Below are 19,446 nucleotides of genomic sequence, written 5' to 3' on the forward strand. Positions count from 1 at the left end.
CTCCTGAAAAAAGAACAATCCAATCAAAAAAGTCTCTAGGAATCCTAGAAACTTTGCTTGCTTATAGCCAGCCCCTTTCTTGGGCAATCTTTGCTGCCTCGGTCCGGTTCTCTGCATCCAACTTGGTCAGAATGGCTGACATATAATTGCGGATGGTCCCGTTAGAGAGAAATAACCGATCAGCAATTTCTTGGTTAGAAGCTCCTTTGGCGACTTCTTTTAGGACTGCTTGCTCCTGAGAACTTAGAGGATTGGGATGGGTCAAGATTCCCTCCATTAATTCAGGAGAATATTCTTTTTGACCTGCTAAAACGGTATGAAGGGTCCCCATCAAGTCCGTGATCCGGCGTTCTTTTAAGACATAGGCATCGACTCCAGCCTTCAGGGCCCGCTCAAAGTAACCCGGTCGCTTAAAGGTGGTAACGATGACAACCTTGAGCTGGGGTTGTTGACTTTTGGCCCATTCCAACACTTCTAGCCCTGTTTTGATAGGCATCTCAATATCTAAGATAGCAATATCAACTGGATGGGTTTCGAGTAAGCGAATAGCTTCTTGCCCGTCTCCAGCCTGCAAGACTTCTTCTACATCCTCTTGCAAAAGCAAGAGCTGACAGAGGGCATCGCGTAACATACTTTGGTCTTCAGCAACTAATAAGCGCATCTTATTTCCTTTCTTGATAGGGGATCCGTATTTCTATGCGGGTTGGCTTGTGACGACGACTGATCTCTAACTCTCCTCCCAATAAGGCAATCCGTTCGCGGATCGAGTGCAGATCCTTATCGGAAACTTTACTAAAGCCGATGCCATTGTCTTCTGCAACCATTTCTACACCTGTCTCGGTGGAGCAATAAGAGAGAAAGGCCTGCGTCGCTTTGGCATGTTTGATCATATTAGTGGCTAATTCCAGAGACACCATGGCCAGAGCAGACTCTAGGATCGGCGAGATGCTAGCTGTATCGAGCTCATTCTGAATCTCCACTTTGACTTGCGCCACTTCTAGCATTTGCTGGACAGTTTCTAGCTCTCTTGTCAGGGTTCGCTGCTTCAAGTTCTCCACAATCTCTCGGACTTGGTGCATGGACTCTTGACTGATAGCTTGAATCTCTTGCACCTGCTCCTGCGCCTTCTCAACCTGACCCAATGCTAAGAATTGATCAGCTAGGTCCGCCTTGACACTGAGCATGGCAAAGGTGTGTCCTAGACTGTCATGCAGATCGCGGCCAATCCGATGGCGCTCGTTTTCTGCCAACAAGAGATTGATCTGGGCATTTTGCTTGGCATGGTCAGCTTTCAACTCTTCCACCATCCGAATCCGAATCATGCCGTAGGTCATGGCATGGGTAAAAAAGAAAATAATGATTAAAAATACCCATTCATACTCCATCGCACTCTGTTTGAAAAAGATGGCCCCAAAAAGCAGGAATTGCGATAGAAAAACTGTCCAAAGATAGGGAGAGCGAAAATTGCGAATCTCAAAGTGATAGACCAATAGGTTGCTGATGAAGAAATAAAACCAAAAATAGTTGGCGTTAATAAAAAGAGTATTTCCTGCTACATAGGCTAGGAGGTATAGCCAACAAATCCAGGTCAGCTTTTTGTTTTCAGTAATCAAGACTCCTAGATAGGAAGCAATAAACAAGAGGGCTAAAAAGAAGTGCCAGTAGGGGACCTCCCCTAATAAAATAGAGATAAAGGGAAAGCCCATAAAGACTAGGCTAGCGTAAAACATATAATGGATACGCTTGAGTTTTTCAATCATGAACGAACCTCAGAATGACGACGATAAACAATGACAAGGGTAAACAAGACCAGGGTAAACAAGGTTAAATAGACACTAGCGAGAACATTGATCTGCCCCTTGTTTAAAAAGGTCTTGATCAGCTCCATCAATTGATAGGTTGGTAGGCATTTGCCGATGGCTTGCATCCATTCTGGAAAGAGGCTAATGGGCATCCAAAGGCCACCCATGACAGCGAGCCCCATGTATAGGAGATTGCCCACAACAGACATCAATTGACTAGAAGGAAGCAGGGTCAATACCAGACCGAGAGCCACAAACGCTAGGCTTCCTAGGATGAGAATAAAGGCCGACAAGACCCAATCCTGTAGGGACATATTCACGTGGCGCACCACATGGCCCACGGTAAAGACAACTCCAATCGATAGGAGAAAATCGACAAAGAGACCCACAACCTTTATTAGATAATATTCTACCATAGATACCGGGGTATGGCGCAAGACTTTTTGCCAATTGTTGAGTCGATCGGTTTCAAGAACCGTTGGAAAAGAAAAGATAGCCGTAGACATCATAGAAAATGCCGTCATAGAAAGGAGATAATCCCTCATAAAGTGAGCAGGTGCTCCTGGTGTTTCCTGGTACATCCCTGAAAAGAAGAGATAAAAGGCCGTTGGCATCCCAATTGATAACAAGTAATAAATGGCTTGGCGTCTAGTCAAATGCCACTCAACCACGCCGAGAGCTTTCATGCGTTTCATCTTCTCTACCTACTTCCTTTGTATTTTCAAAAATAGAATCCAATAAACTTCTATTGGTCACCTCGATCTCTTGGATCGAACAACCTTCTTCCTGCAATCGCCTCCACAAACGATTGGCATCACCTGTCACAACCTGAAGGGCATCGGGTTTGACCGTCACTTGACCAATCCCTTCCATCTCGGCCACCAGAGCTTTGTAACGCAAAGGCAGGGTGAAATGTTTTTCTACCTCTTCGCTTCTCATAGCGAGAGGTGTCGTATCCCGAAGCAAATGTCCCTGATGCAAGACCAAAATCCGATCAGCTGTATGTTCTACTTCCTCGATGTAATGGGAAGAATAGACAATAGTCACACCTTGGTCCTTTAAATGCCCGACGATCTCCCAAAAGCGTTGGCGAGTGGACGTATCCATGGCAGCCGTTGGCTCATCCAAAAATAGGAGACTGGGACGACCAATCAAGGTCAACACAAAGGATAAAAGACGCTTTTGCCCACCAGACAGCTTACTGGCTAATTGCTTCTTTTGTTCTGGAGTAAAACGCAATAAATCATCGATGGCATTGACCGTTAAAGGGTTGGGATAAATGGAGCGAAAGAAACTGATCAGTTCCTGCACGGTTAGCTTTTGCACGATGGCATTCTCTTGAGGGAGATAAGAGACACTATCCTTTAACTGAGGATGACCAGGAGCTTTTCCTTCTATTTTAATGATTCCAGAAGTCACCTTCCTATTTCCTAGGAGGCAATCCATCAAGGTTGTCTTCCCAGCTCCGTTTGGTCCAATCAAAGCCAGGCAGTCCCCTCTCTCAACTGTGAAAGAAAGATCTTCTAGGATCACCTTCCCTCTGATACTTTTGTTCAAGTTCTCTACTCTAATGACACTCATGAGACTCTCCTTTCAACCAAATCTGGCCAGCTGGAATGATGACATAGACGACCAAGGTCACTCCCCAAACCGTTTGGAAAAACCAGCTAGGAAAATGGGCAGAAAACCAGCCCGTCATCATCTCAGTTACCCAAAGGAGCAAACACAAAACAGCTACCAATCCAATTTCAAGTTTCTTTTTCATTGCTCCATCTCCTTTTTAACAGCCTTGATCATCTTCAATCCTTCTTGGACCGCCCAGCTCATGATGCCAATCCCAGCAAATAATTCCCAAGGGAAATGGTAATAGAGACTATCATCCTTTGAAAAGATCAAATAGACGACCATCCCAACCACTGTTAACGTAAACACTTTATAGAACCATTGTTTCATTTTTCCTTACCTCTTACTTTCTGACTATATTATAGCGAAAGGAATAACTGCCCACTAGATGATTTTGTCACTGGCTCACATGACAAATGTCATGGAAAATAAAAAAAGGCCGGACAAGAGTCCGAGCCTATGGTGCTGGGGTTTCTTCTTTGAAACCATGGAGTTTTAATCCTGTGAAAACGGTCGATGCCTTGATGTCTTTCAGGTCACCGATACCAAGATCTTTAAAGTAAGACAAATCTTTAACCTTGTCCCAATCAATGGTTTCCATATCAACAGAGACTGTTGAGGCTAATTTTTTCTCTGGAGTGACCTTATATTCGATACTGAAGCCAGCTGTGTCTTTCAGAGCCTTGTATTCTGAATCTGACTGCAAACCTTCATTGATAATTTTTGTCATTTCTTCAGGACTTAGATTAGCTGAGTTAGTGGCAATTTTTTCTGGTAGGGCCGATAAAACATCTAACTTTAATTTCTGAACCTTATCACCTTTTGTCGTGATGGTGTAGCGATGTTGATTGCCATTGATTTCTGCAGTGAGAACCTTGGTTTCTTCCTTTGCCTCACTGGTAACAGTTTCACTTTTTTCTATCGAAGTAGTGGTTGAGCTTTTTGATGTTTCTGTGGACTGAGACTTAGTAGCACACCCCGTCATCACCAAAAGCAAAGCTCCTAAAAAGCAGATTACCTTTTTCATTTGCTTTTTTCTCCTATTTCTATTTTTCTAAAGTATAACATATCAAATAAAAATTGTCTAAAAACACCTATCTAATCGCTTTCATAAAGCTTTTTTTATCAAAAAAAGGGCCAAAAAATCATTTTTTTGGCTCTTTTTCCTGCTATTTTTGAAATTTTTTGATTATTCAACGCTAAACAAATATGGGTAAACTGGTTGATTTCCTTGATGAATTTCGACTTCGACGTCCTCATATTTAGCCATCAAGTTTTGAGCCAAGTCATTGGCTACTTCTTCTTTACCATCTTCACCGATATAAATAGTGACAATTTCACTATCTTCGTCCAACATCTTGTCAAAGGTTGCTGTCAAGGTTTCCATCATATCTGGATTGGAAACGACGATCTTACCATCAACCATTCCAAGATTGTCGTTTTCATGGATTTCAAGACCATCAATAGTGGTATCACGAACAGCTGTCGTCACACTACCTGAAACAACATCTTCCAATGAAGCGCTCATGCGTTCGTAGTTTTCTTCGATCGACTTGCTCTCATCAAAGGCAAGAAGACTGGTCAATCCTTGAGGGATGGTCTTCGTCTCTACAACTGCTGCTGGTTGCTCAATGACTTCTGCCGCAGATTGAGCCGCCATCAAGATGTTCTTGTTGTTTGGCAAGATAATGATGTTGCGAGCATTCAACTCTTCAACAGCTTTGACAAAGTCTTCTGTTGATGGGTTCATGGTTTGACCACCAGAGATGATGTAATCCACTCCTTGCGCTTTGAAGATATCCGCTAATCCGTCACCCGCAACGACTGCAATGATGGCATATTCTTTTTCTTCAACTGGCTTCGCTTGGCGCTCTTCTTTTTCAACTTGTGCTTCGTGCTGGTTGCGCATGTTGTCGACTTTTACTTTGACCAAGCTACCATATTTCAATCCTTCTTGCATAACAAGACCTGGATCTTCAGTATGGACGTGGACTTTGACGATTTCATCATCGTTGACGACTAATAGAGAATCCCCAAGATTGTTCAAATAGTTACGGAATTCGTCGTAGTCAAAGTCTTTGACATAGGTTGGACCTTGTTTCAAAGCAACCATAATCTCTGTACAGTAACCAAAAGTGATATCTTCAGTTGCCACATGACCCGCTACGGACTTGTGGTGCTCTGCGTTGATCATTTCTGACATGGTTGCTGGAGTCGCCACAAATTCTTCAGAAGCGATGAATTCTCCTGTCAAAGCTGATAGGAACCCTTCATAGATGAAGACCAAACCTTGACCACCAGAGTCCACCACACCGACTTCCTTCAATACTGGAAGCATATCTGGTGTCTTGGCAAGAGCTGTTTTAGCTCCTTCAAGGGCTGCACGCATGACTTCTACTGCATCATTGGTTGATTCTGCTTTTTTCTTAGCACCGATGGCAGCACCGCGAGAAACGGTCAAGATGGTTCCTTCTACAGGCTTCATAACCGCTTTATAGGCTACTTCAACCCCTGCTTGGAAGGCTGCCGCAAGAGCTGCCCCATCCAATTCATCCTTGTCTTTGACGCTTTGAGAAAATCCGCGGAACAACTGAGAAGTAATCACTCCTGAGTTTCCACGCGCTCCCATCAAAAGCCCCTTCGCAAAGATATTTGCTGCTTCTCCAACAGTTGAAGCAGAGCGATCAGCTACTTCTTTTGCACCATTTTCAATAGTCATTCCCATATTGGTTCCAGTATCACCGTCTGGTACAGGAAAAACGTTCAATGAATTGACATACTCGGCTTGTTTATTTAAGCGAGTAGCCCCTGCTTGGACCATTTCTTGAAATAAACTAGTTGTAATTTTAGACACGATTATTCTCCCACAATTTTAATGTTTTGGATATAGACGTTGACTGTATCCGTTGTGATTCCAAGTTGATTTTCTAAACTGAATTTGACACGCTCTTGAATATTTTTTGAGACTTCGCTAATCTTTGTACCATAGCTCAAAACAGTGTAAACATCAACCGCAATACTTCCTGCTTCCGCTGTTTTCACAACGACACCCTTAGAGTAGTTTTCCTTACCTAAGAGAGCTTGGAAATTATCTTTAATCGCGTTTTTGCTGGCCATTCCAACCACTCCAAAAATTTCAGTGGCTGCACCGCCTACAACAGTTGCGATGACATCATCGGTCAATTCAATTTGACCATCTTTTGTATTGATTTTTACTGTCATAATTTCTACCTCAAAAGTATTTTATATTCTATTTTACCATAAAAGAGGGCGCGTGTAAAAGGGATACACCTTTCTCCTATCGGTTGATACAAATGTCCAAAAAGAGAAAAAATGAAGAAAAAGAAAAGGGAGTGGGAAAGAACTCCGATTCATTCAAAAGAGTTCGTATTCCCACCCCCGCGCAGTTGATTAGGAAGTACGAATGTTTCAAACATGAGTAGTTCCAATCAACCACTGCGTCATACTACTATTCCTATCAAAAAGCGAAGGCTGGACACTTTATGCCCAGCCTTCTTTCTTTATTAAACGCGTTCTACTTTACCAGATTTCAATGCACGAGCTGAAGCCCAAACTTTTTTAGGTTTACCATCGATAAGGACAGTTACTTTTTGAAGGTTTGGTTTTACGGCACGTTTGGTTTGGTTCATCGCGTGTGAACGGTTGTTTCCTGATACAGTCTTACGACCAGTAAAATAACATACTTTAGCCATTCTGTTTTGCCTCCTATTAGATCTAATATTACGGATGTGCTAGCACCACATACCGTACTATATTACCAAAAAAACTTTCTCTTGGCAAGACCTTTGAATAAGTTTTTCTTAGATCGGCTTATGAAAAGTTATTCTCACCTACATAGATGATTTCTAGATTCCCCAGTGAGACCTCTCCGACGATGTAAAAGTCTTTGCTGGTTAAATTGCTAGGATTTTCCTGGTGTTGGATAGCTGACAGAGAACTTTCTACATTGACATGAACCCGCCAGTCGCTCGGGACATAGAGACTCAAACTTCCAAGGGAGACATCCACCGCAAACTGGGCTGAGGGTCCTTCGATCCGGCAATTGTCAAAATAGATAGAAGCTTCTCCTAAGCTCACATCCGCACTTCCGCCCGTAAAATTCTGGTCATTCAAATACTTGGTCACTGTAGAGAAGGAGACATCGATGTCATTGCCAGCAGTTTGAGAAGAGGCTCCTGCTGAGTAGGAGTTCCAAGTCGCTTTTGCTTTTTTGGAAGGCTTGAAGAGAATATTGAGACCGATCACCGCTAAAATAGAAGAAAAGATGACCACCGAATTGGATACTGGAAGAAAATGGTATTGGCCGTTAAGGGAGAAGAGGGCCAAAATCCCATATAGAAATCCCCAACCAAAGTGGCGCTTCAAGAAACTAGAAAGGGAGAGGACTGCGAGCAAGACAACCCAAGCCAGCGTCCAGATACTGATCTCCCATTTTACAAAATAGCCTTGTAAGAGCACTAGGGCTGCTAGGAGGATTAAGAAAATCCCAATTAGTTTATTTTTCATCTTGTTACCTCATTTCCTTTAACCGTTCTTTTAAGAGTTGATAATAGTGTCGGGACACGTGTACCTGCTTATGGGTTTGATAAAAGTTTACTGTACTGGTTCCCGAAAAAGATTTTTCGATGGAATAAATCTGCTTGGTATTGACGATGGTCGACTTGGAGATACGACAGAAAGCAATCGGCAAGATCTCTTCCAACTCGTAGAGTTTTTGGCGGACCTCATATGCCTCTTCTCTGGTGTGCCCATAGATTTTTTCACCATCTGTCTCAAAGAAGAGAATTTCTGACACATCTACAAAGTACTCGCTTCGATCCTTGTAAAAGGTCAAGGGCGTCATTTTTTGCTCCAAGATCAACTGTTGCAAGCGGGCGACATCCTCCGTCAATCGAGGAGCCCGAATGATCATTTCTGGCTCATCCATCTGCGGATCTAATTCGATACGAACTTTCATAGGACTCCTTTCTTAACCTTTGTTAGTAACATTATAACAGCTGTTCGAAATCTTACAAGACCTTTTCAGTAAGTGGTTCTTTTTAGCCCCTAAGTGGTTCTTTCAGACAGCTAAAAAGGACTTGGTCTGAAGAAATCTCTTCATACCAAGCCCCTGAAGCGAATAAAATTGGAAGCATTATTTTTCTTTTGGTGCGTCTGGAAAGAGAAAACCGAGACCAAGACAAGCCAAGACCCCCGCAGTAATCACGACCCCATTTGAAATCGGAAGAAGATCATAGATAGCATTGGCGATGATGAAACCAATGATGGCACAAATCAAGCTGGACTTGTAGTCTTTCTTGAGTGCGTTTTCAAGCGTAAAGAAAGCAAACAAGACAACTGGAACCAAGGGCCAAAGATTGGCATCTATTTTCGGATAACCAATGATACTAAAGGTGATGACGGCGAGAGCTGCAAGGATAAATCCAAAACCAATTAATTTTTTCATGATACTACCTCTTTTTGTAATGTTATCAGAAGACTGGCTTCTTTTGATAATCCTACTATAACAAACAGAAGCAAGGGTGACAAGGAAATTTGGATAAGCGGTCAAATTATCGGACTATCTGGTTACATGAACCTCTATGAGCCAGATGAACTATCCATATTTAGGGGATGGTTCCCCTCCTTCATGAAACCATTCCAGTCCATGACGATTGAGAAAAGCAAAGATGAGTTTGAAAACTTTTAGAATCATTTGGTACAAATTTTGATACAAAAAGTAATACGACATCAAAAAAAGCCCGTCACAAGGGGCTTTGTCTTGTATCATTTGATGCCGAATGCAGGGATCGAACCTGTGACCTACGCGTTACGAGTGCGTTGCTCTACCAACTGAGCTAATTCGGCGATTACCTTCTCAGTATAGCACTCTGATAGCGGATGTCAAGCACTTTTAGTTGATCTTTTTAATCAAAATCTGACAAGGATTTTTAAGATCCCATAGTTGAGGAAAAATCTCTAATTTTTTAAAACCTCAGCGACAACTGCCATTTTTTGCTCTTCATCCTTAACTTCTTTAATAACAAGCATCATAAGTTCCTTTCTTGATTTTAGTCTTACTTTAGCTCTTACGAACCTGCACTTTCGTATGCATCTAATCCCCTATCCCAGAGTTTCAGAGAGATGCAAAAGAAGATAAGTGAAATCAGAATCAAACCACCAATATTAAAGAGTCCATCCTTGTCCTGCAAGAAATAGCTGGCAGGATAGTAGGCCGTAAAGGCGAAAGGTACAATAAAGCTAATTAACCAACGAAGGAGCGAATTGTAAATAGAAATAGGATACTTGGCAAAATCATTAAACATATAGAAAATGTAAATCATGGCACCTGACTGCTTGGTCCAAAAAGCGATGCTGGCTGTAGCAATTTTCAAGGAAGTATAAATCAAGGTCGCAAAAGGAATACAAACTAGAAAAATCAGGAATTTTGGAAGAGTCCAAGCAATGCTAGTCGCCGTTGTTGCTAGTAAAATTCCACCGACCAAAAGTTCACCCAAGGCATCAATCTGAAAGGTCTCAACGAGGATGTGAAAGAGAGGATTGATAGGACGAGTCAGATACTTGTCAAACTCACCTTTTCGAACTAGTCGTTGACCTAAAGCCCAGAGATTGTCAAAAAAGAGATGGTCCAATCCCTTAGGAATCAAGGAAAAACCATAGATAAAGGCTATCTCTTGAAAGGTCCAGCCTTCTAGCGAGGGGATGTGTTGAAAGATGACATTGAGAAACAAGAGGTTCAAGCCTTGGGTCAGAAAAACTCCTACCACACCAACCACAAAATCGACCTTGTATTCCATGATTTGCTTGATGTACTGTCTGATAAAAATCAGATGCATGCGTTGATATTTTTTCATACTAACCTCCCTGAATGGTGATAAATGACTGGACTCGTTTCCAAATCAACTGAGACAAGCCCACCATCACTATAAGCCAGAAAAGCTGAAGCAAAAGTGCTTGAAGAATCTGACTAGCATCGTATTTCCCAACAATAATCATGACCGGAGTGTAAATTAAGGATGAGAAAGGTAAGAAGGACAGAATATCTGAAATGACCTTTGGAAAGAAAGCCAAGGGAATCAAACTCCCAGACATAAAGGCCACTATGGAAGTCTTAAGTAGGTTGGAACCCCAAAGATTTTTAAATACAAAGGCTGAAAATCCAAAGCAGATATTAAAGAAAAAGTTAATCAGATAGGCCAGCGTTAAGCTAAAAAGATAAAGGGTAGTTAGTCCCAGCACTTCTACAATCCCTTGCCCAGATAAGATTTTCATCAAAACAATGACACTTAAAAATGGCAGTCCAACAGAGATAAAAATCAACCACTTGGAACCAAGCTCCGTAAAGAGGTAAGAAGCCGCAAAATGCACTGGTCGCAACAAGCGCATGATAATGGAACCATCCTTGACCTCATCACCAATCATAAAGGAAGAATCCGACCTAGTCAGAAGATTAGTCACAAAACTCATGATGATGTAGAGGGTGATATCCGCCATACTGAAGCCCTGAATCAAAGGCTCCTGTGAGGAATCAAAGACAGCCTTCCAGAGATAAAAAGCCACAAAAGCACCCATGACATCGCCAATCCGATAAAGAATAAAGTTGACTCGATAGCTAATCAACTCCTGAATCCCTGCATTGATAAAGGGTTTATAACGTCTCCACAATTTGACCATCTTAGAGCTCCTTTCGATAGAAGCGACGGATAATATCTTCAATATCTGTATCTACCATCTTCAAATCACGGACTTCAAAATCAGATAAGGTTTGCTTGATAATATCAGCTGATTGGTAGCGGGAACTATTGAATTCAATAGTCAGGTTATTTCCTTGTCTATCAATGGATATATCAGGTAAGCCTTCATAATGAGAGACGAGATGACTTTGACCTGGCGTCAGATCGAAGGAGAGAGTCTTCATCTTGCCAAAGGTCTCCTTGAGCTGGCTCACCGTCCCATCAAAAATCTCCTGCCCCTTGTCAATCATAAAAATCCGATCACAGAGTTGCTCAATATCGCTCAAGTCGTGAGTGGTCAAGAGAATAGTTGTCTCTTCCTCCTGATTAATCTGGGTGATAGCACGTCGAATGTTATCCTTGACCGACACATCCAAACCAATAGTCGGCTCATCTAAAAAGAGAACTTTGGGATTGTGAAGCAAGGAAGCCGCAATATCCGCCCGCATCCGTTGACCTAGTGAAAGAGTCCGCACAGGATCCTTGATAAATTCCTTCAAATCCAAAACTTCATTCAAAAAGTCCATACGCTTATGGAAAAGTGAGTCTGGCACATCGTAAATCTCCTTCAAAACCGTGTAGGTCTCTTGCAGGGCCAAATCCCACCATAGCTGGGTACGTTGTCCGAAAACGACTCCAATATCCTTGACATAATCTTGGCGATTATCCTGGGGAATCTTGCCGTTAATCCGACAAAAACCAGATGTCGGTTTCAAAATCCCTGTCAGCATTTTGATGGTTGTCGACTTTCCAGCACCATTTGCCCCGATAAATCCTAAAATCTGCCCTTTTGGAACTTCAAAAGTTAAATCCTTGACCGCTTCAAAGGTCTGCTTTTCAGGATGAATAAAAGAACGCAAAGCCCCCTTCAAACCTGGCTCCTTTACTGTCTTCACAAAATTTTTCTGAAGATGTTCCACTTCTATCATTGCCATATCTATCTCCCTATCGTAAGAAGCAACATTGTATTTTTGACTACAAATATTCTAAATCCTTACTTTCTACACTTTTTCAATATTATTACAGAAGGCTTTATACCAACCTATTATAATCTAATAAAAATAGGACTGCAAGCGTTTGCTTATTGATTATGAAATTAGAGATTTCTCTCTTAAAATGAAACTTTTAATCAAAAATTCTGTTAAATAGTTTCCTTAAGACACCAAAAAACCACCCTCACGAGAAGGTTTATTGTTAAGAAAAAGAATTTTTTTAATCGAGAAAATTAACGATTCTACTGTTAATCCTCCAGCATTTAATTATTATCATCAGTCTCAATGGATTTTTAAGCCCTCAATTATTCTCCAAAAATTCTTTAATGTGAGAAACAATAGCATCGCTTTGATAATGATAGAGGTCGTGAGGCGCATCCATATAGACGACTTGAACATTAGACTGATCGCTTGCAAATCTCTCTGCATAACGTTGCCACTCTGATTGGCTAAAGGTCGTGCCTTCACCGTTAGAAACCAGGAGTAAGGCTGGAATTTTCGGATTAATGCTAGATGGAACTTTCTTGGCATTTTCCTTTGCCAAACGGGATTCATGAAGCATGGCTTGTGACATCAACTGCTTATATGCTAGTAATTTATATTGTTGTCGTTCAGTTTCAGTCAGAGTTGGATTTTTTATATAAAAGGACTCAGGGAAATAGCGTAATAAGCCAATCTTACTGCTCCAATAAGCCACAGTAAGCAAGGCCTGATTATCCTTTAAATCTTCATAACTCGCTGGCAAGGCCCAATCCAGACCAATCAAAGCCTTCACTTCATTTGGATATTTCTCTTGCCAAGCAAGACTCTCTAAACTAGCCATAGAATGCGAAATAATCACATAAGGACCTGAAACATGAGCTTGCGCCAAAGCTTGACGGGTCTCAGAAAGGACCTCCATCACATCTCTTGAACGATCACTATCTTCACTAAAACCATATCCTGCTCGCTCTACGACGACTACTTTGTATTTTTTGGATAGGGAATCTGTTAGATTCTTAAAGTCCAGGATAGGGGAGGCGATGCCAGCACCTGAAAGTAACACGATTGTTTCAGGCCCTTCTCCAGTAATCGAGACATTCATTTGATGGCCATTGACCGTAACCTGCTTACCTATGGGTGTGAGCATCTCCCTTTCTCTTTGCAAACTGACTTGATGAAACATAAAAGTAGCACCTAAAAAGAGGATAAGAAAGCCACAAAGGATCCAACTCCACTGTTTAAATTTTTTCATAGCGTTATTGTACAAGTTTTAGAGAGTTTTAGCAATATGACTTAGATATTTTTGTTGCAATAATAAAAGAGATAACTAATCATCTCCAGCACCAACAAAAAAGGCTTATCCTTACGGATAAACCTCTAATTAATAACGTTTCAAGCAAGATTAAGCTTTGTTTTCTGAATATAGTTGATTAATTGCCGTACTTCCCATTATATTGTAAACCTCTATATTATCGTAAGACCTGGTTTGGAAAGCATTATTTTCAATTGATTTAAAAATAGCTTCATAACAGCATTTAAGGGCATCCTTACGCAACTAAAATTTCAAAAAATTGATATTAGCTTGATAATTTAGGGAAGTTCCAGTATGGTTTTGAAGCTCTTCATTATAACTATATACAGGTTTTCATTTTTTAAAGAATTCTTTCCCAAAAACGTCCTTAAGCAATGAACTAGTATAATCATACCTATCACCAAACCTTATAATAGTCAAATCTTGAACCTCAGTGGCAGCAACCGATATTTTTATTTCTCTTGGAAAATGTAACTGGCGCAGATTTAGTTTTGTTTTAAGATAAATATCCCCAAACATTTCATCACTGCCTATCACTTTTCCATATTTACTTGCAATTTTGAGACATTTAGAAAACACTTCTTTTTTTGTGCCGGTAACAGACAATAAATTTCTATTTATAAAAATGTACGGTATTAACTTCATTCTTACACTTTCTTATGTGATTTTTTAAGACTGTTATAAATATCTAACAAGGGTACGGACGAAGAGGTGTTAGGAGTTTTTCAAAGGTATTTATCGTCCTAATCGTTCCGAATCCCAGTTTCCATATTCGTCATACCCAAACCCATCAGGATCCATTGCATCAATTCCATCCTGTTCTAATGAATGACTACAAAAACTACAGTAATAATACCCACTTTCTTCATCGCTAATACTCCAATCAATATCCTCTTCATCAAAATCATTTCCACATTCTGTACAAATGTACTCTCCATTAATTATATCCTGATAATCTATTTCATATGAACTAGATTCATAACTTTCACCGTAACCATAACTACCATCAAACGACTCATCTCTTAAATCATCTTCGTTTAGGCGCTTGTGAAGAGTTATCAATACTATTTTTACTGTTTCCCTAATTATCTCTTCACGATTATCGACAATGAATTCAATACCTTTTTGACCTAATTCAACGGTATTGTCTACAATACTTTTAATACCCTCTTGACCTAATTCAATGCCTTTTTGACCTAATTCAACAGTATTGTCTACAATACTTTTAATACCCTCTTGACCTAATTCAATGCCTTTTTGACCTAATTCAACGGTATTATCTACAATACCTTTAATACCCTTTTGACCTAATTCAACAGTATTATCTATTGTATCTCTGATTAATTTTAAAGAAACATTTCCAATTTCGTTTAGATTAAATCCCATGTCTTTTTCCTAATATTTATATTTTAGTTCCATTTTTAGAGAATAATTTAAATATCTTCTCTTTTTGGATTATGTATTCCTTTTTGTGTTTACACATCTTATTGTACACTACTTAGTTTAGTTCTGTAAATACTCAACAAAGCTTTTATAAACCTTATTAAATCGACTTTTTTTACCGTTTTAGGAAAATAGGTAGTGATTGAAAAACGTCTAGATTTATAAAAATACTACCTATAATTTTACTGAAGGGGCAATATTCAATTGGCAACTATAATTCCTTATAATTTAGTATTCATCAACCCATGTCTGCCCTTCCTTTAAATTAAATCCATTGGCCTCAGCGCTTGCTATCTTTTCAGCAGAAGCCTTGTATCCTTCAGGTAAGTTTCTAATATGCTTACTAGCATGATGAGAATCTAAAGATTTAAATAGCTCCGTATCATTTACGTTCTGATCTGATTCAAATTCAAATGTAGATTCAAAATTACTTTCTTTATAGTAATCGTCTCTATTCGAACTATTATTAGAAATCGCTTTAATAATAGCGGCTCCTATAGTAATTGCTGTCTCAGGGTGCTCTACCAAAAATTTTATAGCAACTCCCGCAGCTTTCTTACCAAACTTAAGTCCATTACTGCCTACAACTTTGGCTGTATTCCATAATTTTTTAATGTCGTTCTTTCTATTTATATCTACAGAGCTATTAAAATCATCAATTTTAGATTGTGTTATATGTGACTCAATAATATTATCTACTATACTGCTATCTTCAAATTTTATTTTAAATAAATTTGTCGATTTACTTGAAAATACTGACCAATCATAAGTTTGATTATTAAACATATTTTGACTATATAATTTGGCTTTTACATTATTTACATTAATATCTTTGATGCCAAGATCAGTCTCAGTACTTGGATAGATCTCAAATTCTATAAACTTTAAATAGTCAGAAATAACCTTTAGAATATCTTCCTTATTCCAAGTCGTTGCTATTGCCTGTTTTTTAGGAAACTGCATTTTCAATTTCTCAAACTGTTCTCTTTGTTTTTTTGTTAGCTGTCTCAATCCTTCTTCAGTAGTTAAAACCCCATCTATATCAACCATAGGTATTTCATATCTATTTTGAACTATCTTTTTCCATTGGTTAAAAACATAGGTGCTACTACCACTTTTTACATCAGGACCGGGTACTGCTTTGAAATCATTACCAATCTTTATTATGTGAAGAAGATCAGCTTTTGAAGATGGATCTGGATTAGTAATTGTCATCACAACTGCACCTTTATTTTTTAGAGCGTTGTATTCTGCACAAACTAACCACTCAGTTAATATGCCGCGAAACAAACTTAAATCATTACTCCCATTCCTTTCCCTTAACAAAACTAAGCCTTTTGATAAACTCTGAGGTGTCCTTACAATTTTATCAATCACTTCGTCAGTATAATTTTTGGTAGAATACTTCTTAACAGCATCCTTAACACATTCAATCATTTCCTCAGGAATCACATATTCAGCATTTAGTAAGTCAACAATTTGTTCTCGCTTTTCAATTGACATTTCCATTTTCTCACCTCAATATTAATTACTTCTTTTCATAGATTATTTAATAAATTTATCAACTCCTCATCATTTATCATTGTTTTCTTCTTTGGTTAAATTGACAATAGTATATGCATTAACTATCCCTATCTTATACCTCTTGTTAATCAATTTTACTACATCAGAAAAGCTTCCCTCATTATTCTTTATAAAATCAATTTCTTTTCCACCATTATTAATGATATATTGTGTAAACTTGTTTTTTATAATATATTTTTCCCATAATAAATATACAACAAGAAAAATTAACAAAATAATTAAATAAGTTTGAAAAATCATAATCCCCTCCTGTAATTGAAAAGTTGGCCATATCATGTGTATGGCTTATTAAATGAATTTTAAAATTTTTGGAGCATATTTAGTGGCGACTGCTCCTAGACAAAATCCGGTTAAGACATATAAAATTTTTGAACTTTTATCTTCAACAATACTGGTAACTTTTTGTTCTTCAGATAAATTTACTTCTTCTATTTTATCTTTTTCACTAATAACTCGACTTTCAAACTCTGTTTGCCCTTTATGCAACAATCCATTTTGGGAAATATAACATACGGAAATTTTTTCTCCAAAACAAGAATTTAAATTGTTCAAATTATATGCATCTACACTTAACTTTTTATCGTTGGTAATCAATAATTGACTAAATTCAGTTTTTCCCATTGTCAGACGTGATAACAATTCTGAATCTGCAAAAGCCTTCTCAGCATCCAAATTATTTAAATTCTCATCTTCAAAAATAAATAAATTACAAAATCTCTTAAATAAATCAATAACAGCTTTCGCTTTAAATTCCTTAGATTCTATTTTTGAACTTAGATGCTTAACAATCTCTAAACAAACCTCCCTAGTAACAATTATTTTCTTATTATACTTTATAAAATATTGTTGGTAGTTATCTAAAAACATCCTAAGATCTTGGACATTCATAAGTGATGAAGTATCGATATATATTTGATCATTAAGTAGAATCAATTTGTCTACATATTCCATATTTGTCATATTAGAGGACCTCCCATTAAAGATTAAATAGATTATACTTTACACATTTTATTTAAACAACTAAAAACGGGACTCATATGGTCCCGTTTTATAAATTGTTGTATAAAAATTTTAAATCAGTTATTTTTGATTTTAATTTTATTATTTCCTCTATTTTATCAACTCCAAGTTTAAATGCAGTTATCAAATCTTCTTTTGTTAAAATAACTTTTTCATTTTTATAATCGAATATTGCCTCTTTCTTGGTTGCTTCTACGAAACTATATTTTTCTTCATGTAAAAGTGTACCAATTGCTTCTCCATCTGTCATCCTGTATTTCTCTTCAAGTGGATCATATTCTTTATAAATTGGAATAATTTCTTCCTGTTCCACACATCCGAATTCTTTATTAACATCATAATAATTGTAAATGGCACTTGTTTCTGCATCATCCATTAATTGTTCATAATCTCGAATAAATTCTTTTTCATTTTTTAAATTGTCTATCAAATTCTCAAGACTTCTTTTTATTTCTATATAATTTACTTTATAAGTATAAGACAACTCTTGTTGATCTCTCATGACACAATAATCTTCTATTTCTTTAATAGATGAAATCTTCTTTCTCTCTACTATCTTTTTATCTCCATAAAAATTTATAAAATCTTCTTTATTTAAATATTGATTCATAAAATTACTCTGATTCATTATATAAAAAGTAAATTCATTATCTCTTATCTCTCCATAAAAGTATTCCCTTCTTTCTGGAATTGAAAAATTAAACCTCTCCTCAAATACCACTATAGTATCCTTATCTAATTTTGCACTTCTCCTAGATCCCCAATTTCTAGTGTCAAACAATATCTCATAATTTTTTTTTAGTTCTTTAAAATTAAGATCATATAAAATTGACACATAGTTTTTATATAAATCCGTATCTTTATCAAGCAGTTCTATTTTAAACTCTTGAGGATGTATAACTTCTATCTTACTTTTGTCAATATTACTTATTTTGATATGACATTCTTTCTCAGAATTCATTATTTTTATCCATGTTTCTACCATATACTGATGTGGATGGTAATACTCACACAAAGATGTTCTGTAGTACTCTCTATTAGAATACGTATGAGAATGTGGATCGGAAATTATGTTTTTAAATAAATTAGGGCTTTTAGATGATGTTTCCTTTCTAGAATTCTCATTATTTGTTCTTTTGGAGATACGAAGTCTTTTAAATCCTGAAGCATTTAGCGCTTCATTAATAAGTTCAACGCCTTTATTAATATAATCTCGCTTAAACTCTTTCTTTTTATTAATATCCAAAGTTTGAGCAATAATATAATCTCTCCCCCCCTCTCTTTTATCTAGTCCAGGTAAATCATCATAATAGAACAATGCTTTATTAGTCTCTTCCTCTGTACAGAATAATGCTGCACAGATTGCAATGATGCAATCTCTAGTCTGATTCGGCTTTCTCTGATTGAGAATTTTTCGAAACATCTCATAGCTAATTCCTACTCTCTGAGCCAAATCTTTTGTTTTTAATCTATCCCCGAAATCTTTTTCACTTGATATTTCCTTGATATATTTTTTAAACTTCTTATCGTGTTTTAAAATTTCGGTTTCTGTAGGCTTTGAAACCTCCTTAAATACTACATCTGTCATCATATTCACTCCTCTCTTTGTACTATCTTAATTATATACGATTTCAACTTTGAAGTGAATTGCTTTTGGGACCACAATTTCCCAAATAATAGATTTGTTAAAATTTGGAGAATTAATCATATATCACAAATAATATCTAAACAAATTATAAATGTTCTACATATCAAAATATTTCAAAAAATATTAAACCTTAGCATCATTTTTATTTAACTGATCAAATATACTTATGACTAACTTTCCGAAAAATGTATCTTTTCCTGAAAGATCTATTAGATAATACAAAAAAGCATCCCCTATTTTGTATACGGAATGCTTTCAATAAATTTCAAAAAAAGTTTTAACGTTT

The 19,446-nt window shown here is 37.7% G+C and carries 23 protein-coding genes, 1 tRNA gene and 1 pseudogene; all 25 read right to left on the reverse strand.

Annotated features, from left to right (window positions below):
- Nucleotides 1-61 precede the first annotated feature (61 nt).
- Nucleotides 62-661: a response regulator transcription factor gene (locus tag ACOXXR_RS07900; RefSeq protein WP_126403787.1), complete on the reverse strand. Its 600-nt coding sequence runs from the start codon at nt 659-661 to the stop codon at nt 62-64.
- Between the two features lies 1 nt (nt 662).
- A complete protein-coding gene (locus ACOXXR_RS07905) occupies nt 663-1,760 on the reverse strand; it encodes a sensor histidine kinase (RefSeq protein WP_048714776.1) in 1,098 nt (365 codons plus the stop codon).
- Nucleotides 1,757-2,497 carry an ABC transporter permease gene (locus ACOXXR_RS07910; protein ID WP_129270462.1) on the reverse strand — a complete coding sequence of 247 codons (741 nt, stop codon included), beginning with the start codon at nt 2,495-2,497 and terminating at the stop codon, nt 1,757-1,759. The genes ACOXXR_RS07905 and ACOXXR_RS07910 overlap by 4 nt, the downstream gene beginning before the upstream one ends.
- Nucleotides 2,466-3,383 (reverse strand): ABC transporter ATP-binding protein, encoded by a 918-nt coding sequence (locus ACOXXR_RS07915; protein WP_129270460.1) that lies wholly within the window; start codon nt 3,381-3,383, stop codon nt 2,466-2,468. The genes ACOXXR_RS07910 and ACOXXR_RS07915 overlap by 32 nt, the downstream gene beginning before the upstream one ends.
- Nucleotides 3,370-3,567, reverse strand: a complete 198-nt coding sequence (locus tag ACOXXR_RS07920; protein WP_048714779.1) for a hypothetical protein — start codon at nt 3,565-3,567, stop codon at nt 3,370-3,372. The genes ACOXXR_RS07915 and ACOXXR_RS07920 overlap by 14 nt, the downstream gene beginning before the upstream one ends.
- On the reverse strand, nt 3,564-3,755 hold the full coding sequence (locus ACOXXR_RS07925) for a hypothetical protein (RefSeq protein WP_014712940.1): 192 nt from the start codon (nt 3,753-3,755) through the stop codon (nt 3,564-3,566). Before ACOXXR_RS07925 ends, ACOXXR_RS07920 begins: the two co-directional genes overlap by 4 nt.
- Before the next feature lie 127 nt (nt 3,756-3,882).
- Entirely contained in the window at nt 3,883-4,452 is a 570-nt protein-coding gene (locus ACOXXR_RS07930; RefSeq protein ID WP_048691478.1) for an SP0191 family lipoprotein, read from the reverse strand.
- A 162-nt stretch (nt 4,453-4,614) separates the two neighbouring features.
- Nucleotides 4,615-6,279 (reverse strand): DAK2 domain-containing protein, encoded by a 1,665-nt coding sequence (locus ACOXXR_RS07935; protein WP_445278379.1) that lies wholly within the window; start codon nt 6,277-6,279, stop codon nt 4,615-4,617.
- A gap of 2 nt (nt 6,280-6,281) precedes the next feature.
- Complete coding sequence (locus tag ACOXXR_RS07940) at nt 6,282-6,647, reverse strand: Asp23/Gls24 family envelope stress response protein (RefSeq protein WP_006594986.1); 366 nt, start codon at nt 6,645-6,647, stop codon at nt 6,282-6,284.
- A gap of 302 nt (nt 6,648-6,949) precedes the next feature.
- Nucleotides 6,950-7,138 carry a 50S ribosomal protein L28 gene (gene rpmB, locus ACOXXR_RS07945; protein ID WP_001140948.1) on the reverse strand — a complete coding sequence of 63 codons (189 nt, stop codon included), beginning with the start codon at nt 7,136-7,138 and terminating at the stop codon, nt 6,950-6,952.
- Between the two features lie 118 nt (nt 7,139-7,256).
- Nucleotides 7,257-7,952, reverse strand: coding sequence for a LiaF transmembrane domain-containing protein (locus tag ACOXXR_RS07950; RefSeq protein WP_445278380.1), 696 nt, complete (start codon nt 7,950-7,952; stop codon nt 7,257-7,259).
- 4 nt (nt 7,953-7,956) lie between these two features.
- Nucleotides 7,957-8,403 carry a LytTR family DNA-binding domain-containing protein gene (locus ACOXXR_RS07955; RefSeq protein ID WP_048788766.1) on the reverse strand — a complete coding sequence of 149 codons (447 nt, stop codon included), beginning with the start codon at nt 8,401-8,403 and terminating at the stop codon, nt 7,957-7,959.
- Nucleotides 8,404-8,580: 177 nt separating this feature from the next.
- The gene (locus ACOXXR_RS07960) at nt 8,581-8,892 is read right to left on the reverse strand and encodes a hypothetical protein (RefSeq protein ID WP_154854532.1); all 312 of its coding nucleotides are present in this window, start codon (nt 8,890-8,892) and stop codon (nt 8,581-8,583) included.
- 328 nt (nt 8,893-9,220) lie between these two features.
- Nucleotides 9,221-9,293: transfer RNA gene (locus tag ACOXXR_RS07965), tRNA-Thr, on the reverse strand.
- 46 nt (nt 9,294-9,339) lie between these two features.
- Nucleotides 9,340-9,420, reverse strand: a pseudogene (locus tag ACOXXR_RS07970) (GNAT family N-acetyltransferase); the annotation flags it as partial.
- A gap of 94 nt (nt 9,421-9,514) precedes the next feature.
- Complete coding sequence (locus ACOXXR_RS07975) at nt 9,515-10,300, reverse strand: ABC transporter permease (RefSeq protein ID WP_445278381.1); 786 nt, start codon at nt 10,298-10,300, stop codon at nt 9,515-9,517.
- 1 nt (nt 10,301) lies between these two features.
- Nucleotides 10,302-11,120, reverse strand: coding sequence for an ABC transporter permease (locus tag ACOXXR_RS07980; RefSeq protein WP_003017344.1), 819 nt, complete (start codon nt 11,118-11,120; stop codon nt 10,302-10,304).
- 1 nt (nt 11,121) lies between these two features.
- Nucleotides 11,122-12,114 carry an ABC transporter ATP-binding protein gene (locus ACOXXR_RS07985; RefSeq protein WP_445278382.1) on the reverse strand — a complete coding sequence of 331 codons (993 nt, stop codon included), beginning with the start codon at nt 12,112-12,114 and terminating at the stop codon, nt 11,122-11,124.
- Nucleotides 12,115-12,472: 358 nt separating this feature from the next.
- Complete coding sequence (locus ACOXXR_RS07990) at nt 12,473-13,405, reverse strand: alpha/beta fold hydrolase (protein WP_445278383.1); 933 nt, start codon at nt 13,403-13,405, stop codon at nt 12,473-12,475.
- 393 nt (nt 13,406-13,798) lie between these two features.
- A complete protein-coding gene (locus ACOXXR_RS07995; RefSeq protein ID WP_445278384.1) occupies nt 13,799-14,110 on the reverse strand; it encodes a hypothetical protein in 312 nt (103 codons plus the stop codon).
- A 90-nt stretch (nt 14,111-14,200) separates the two neighbouring features.
- The gene (locus ACOXXR_RS08000) at nt 14,201-14,851 is read right to left on the reverse strand and encodes a hypothetical protein (RefSeq protein ID WP_445278385.1); all 651 of its coding nucleotides are present in this window, start codon (nt 14,849-14,851) and stop codon (nt 14,201-14,203) included.
- A 285-nt stretch (nt 14,852-15,136) separates the two neighbouring features.
- On the reverse strand, nt 15,137-16,417 hold the full coding sequence (locus ACOXXR_RS08005) for a hypothetical protein (RefSeq protein WP_445278386.1): 1,281 nt from the start codon (nt 16,415-16,417) through the stop codon (nt 15,137-15,139).
- Nucleotides 16,418-16,480: 63 nt separating this feature from the next.
- Nucleotides 16,481-16,732, reverse strand: a complete 252-nt coding sequence (locus ACOXXR_RS08010) for a hypothetical protein (RefSeq protein ID WP_445278387.1) — start codon at nt 16,730-16,732, stop codon at nt 16,481-16,483.
- Nucleotides 16,733-16,780: 48 nt separating this feature from the next.
- Entirely contained in the window at nt 16,781-17,452 is a 672-nt protein-coding gene (locus ACOXXR_RS08015) for a hypothetical protein (protein WP_445278388.1), read from the reverse strand.
- An 88-nt stretch (nt 17,453-17,540) separates the two neighbouring features.
- Nucleotides 17,541-19,100 (reverse strand): helix-turn-helix domain-containing protein, encoded by a 1,560-nt coding sequence (locus ACOXXR_RS08020; protein ID WP_445278389.1) that lies wholly within the window; start codon nt 19,098-19,100, stop codon nt 17,541-17,543.
- Between the last annotated feature and the right edge of the window lie 346 nt (nt 19,101-19,446).

Source organism: Streptococcus sp. KHUD_013 (genome assembly GCF_052588545.1).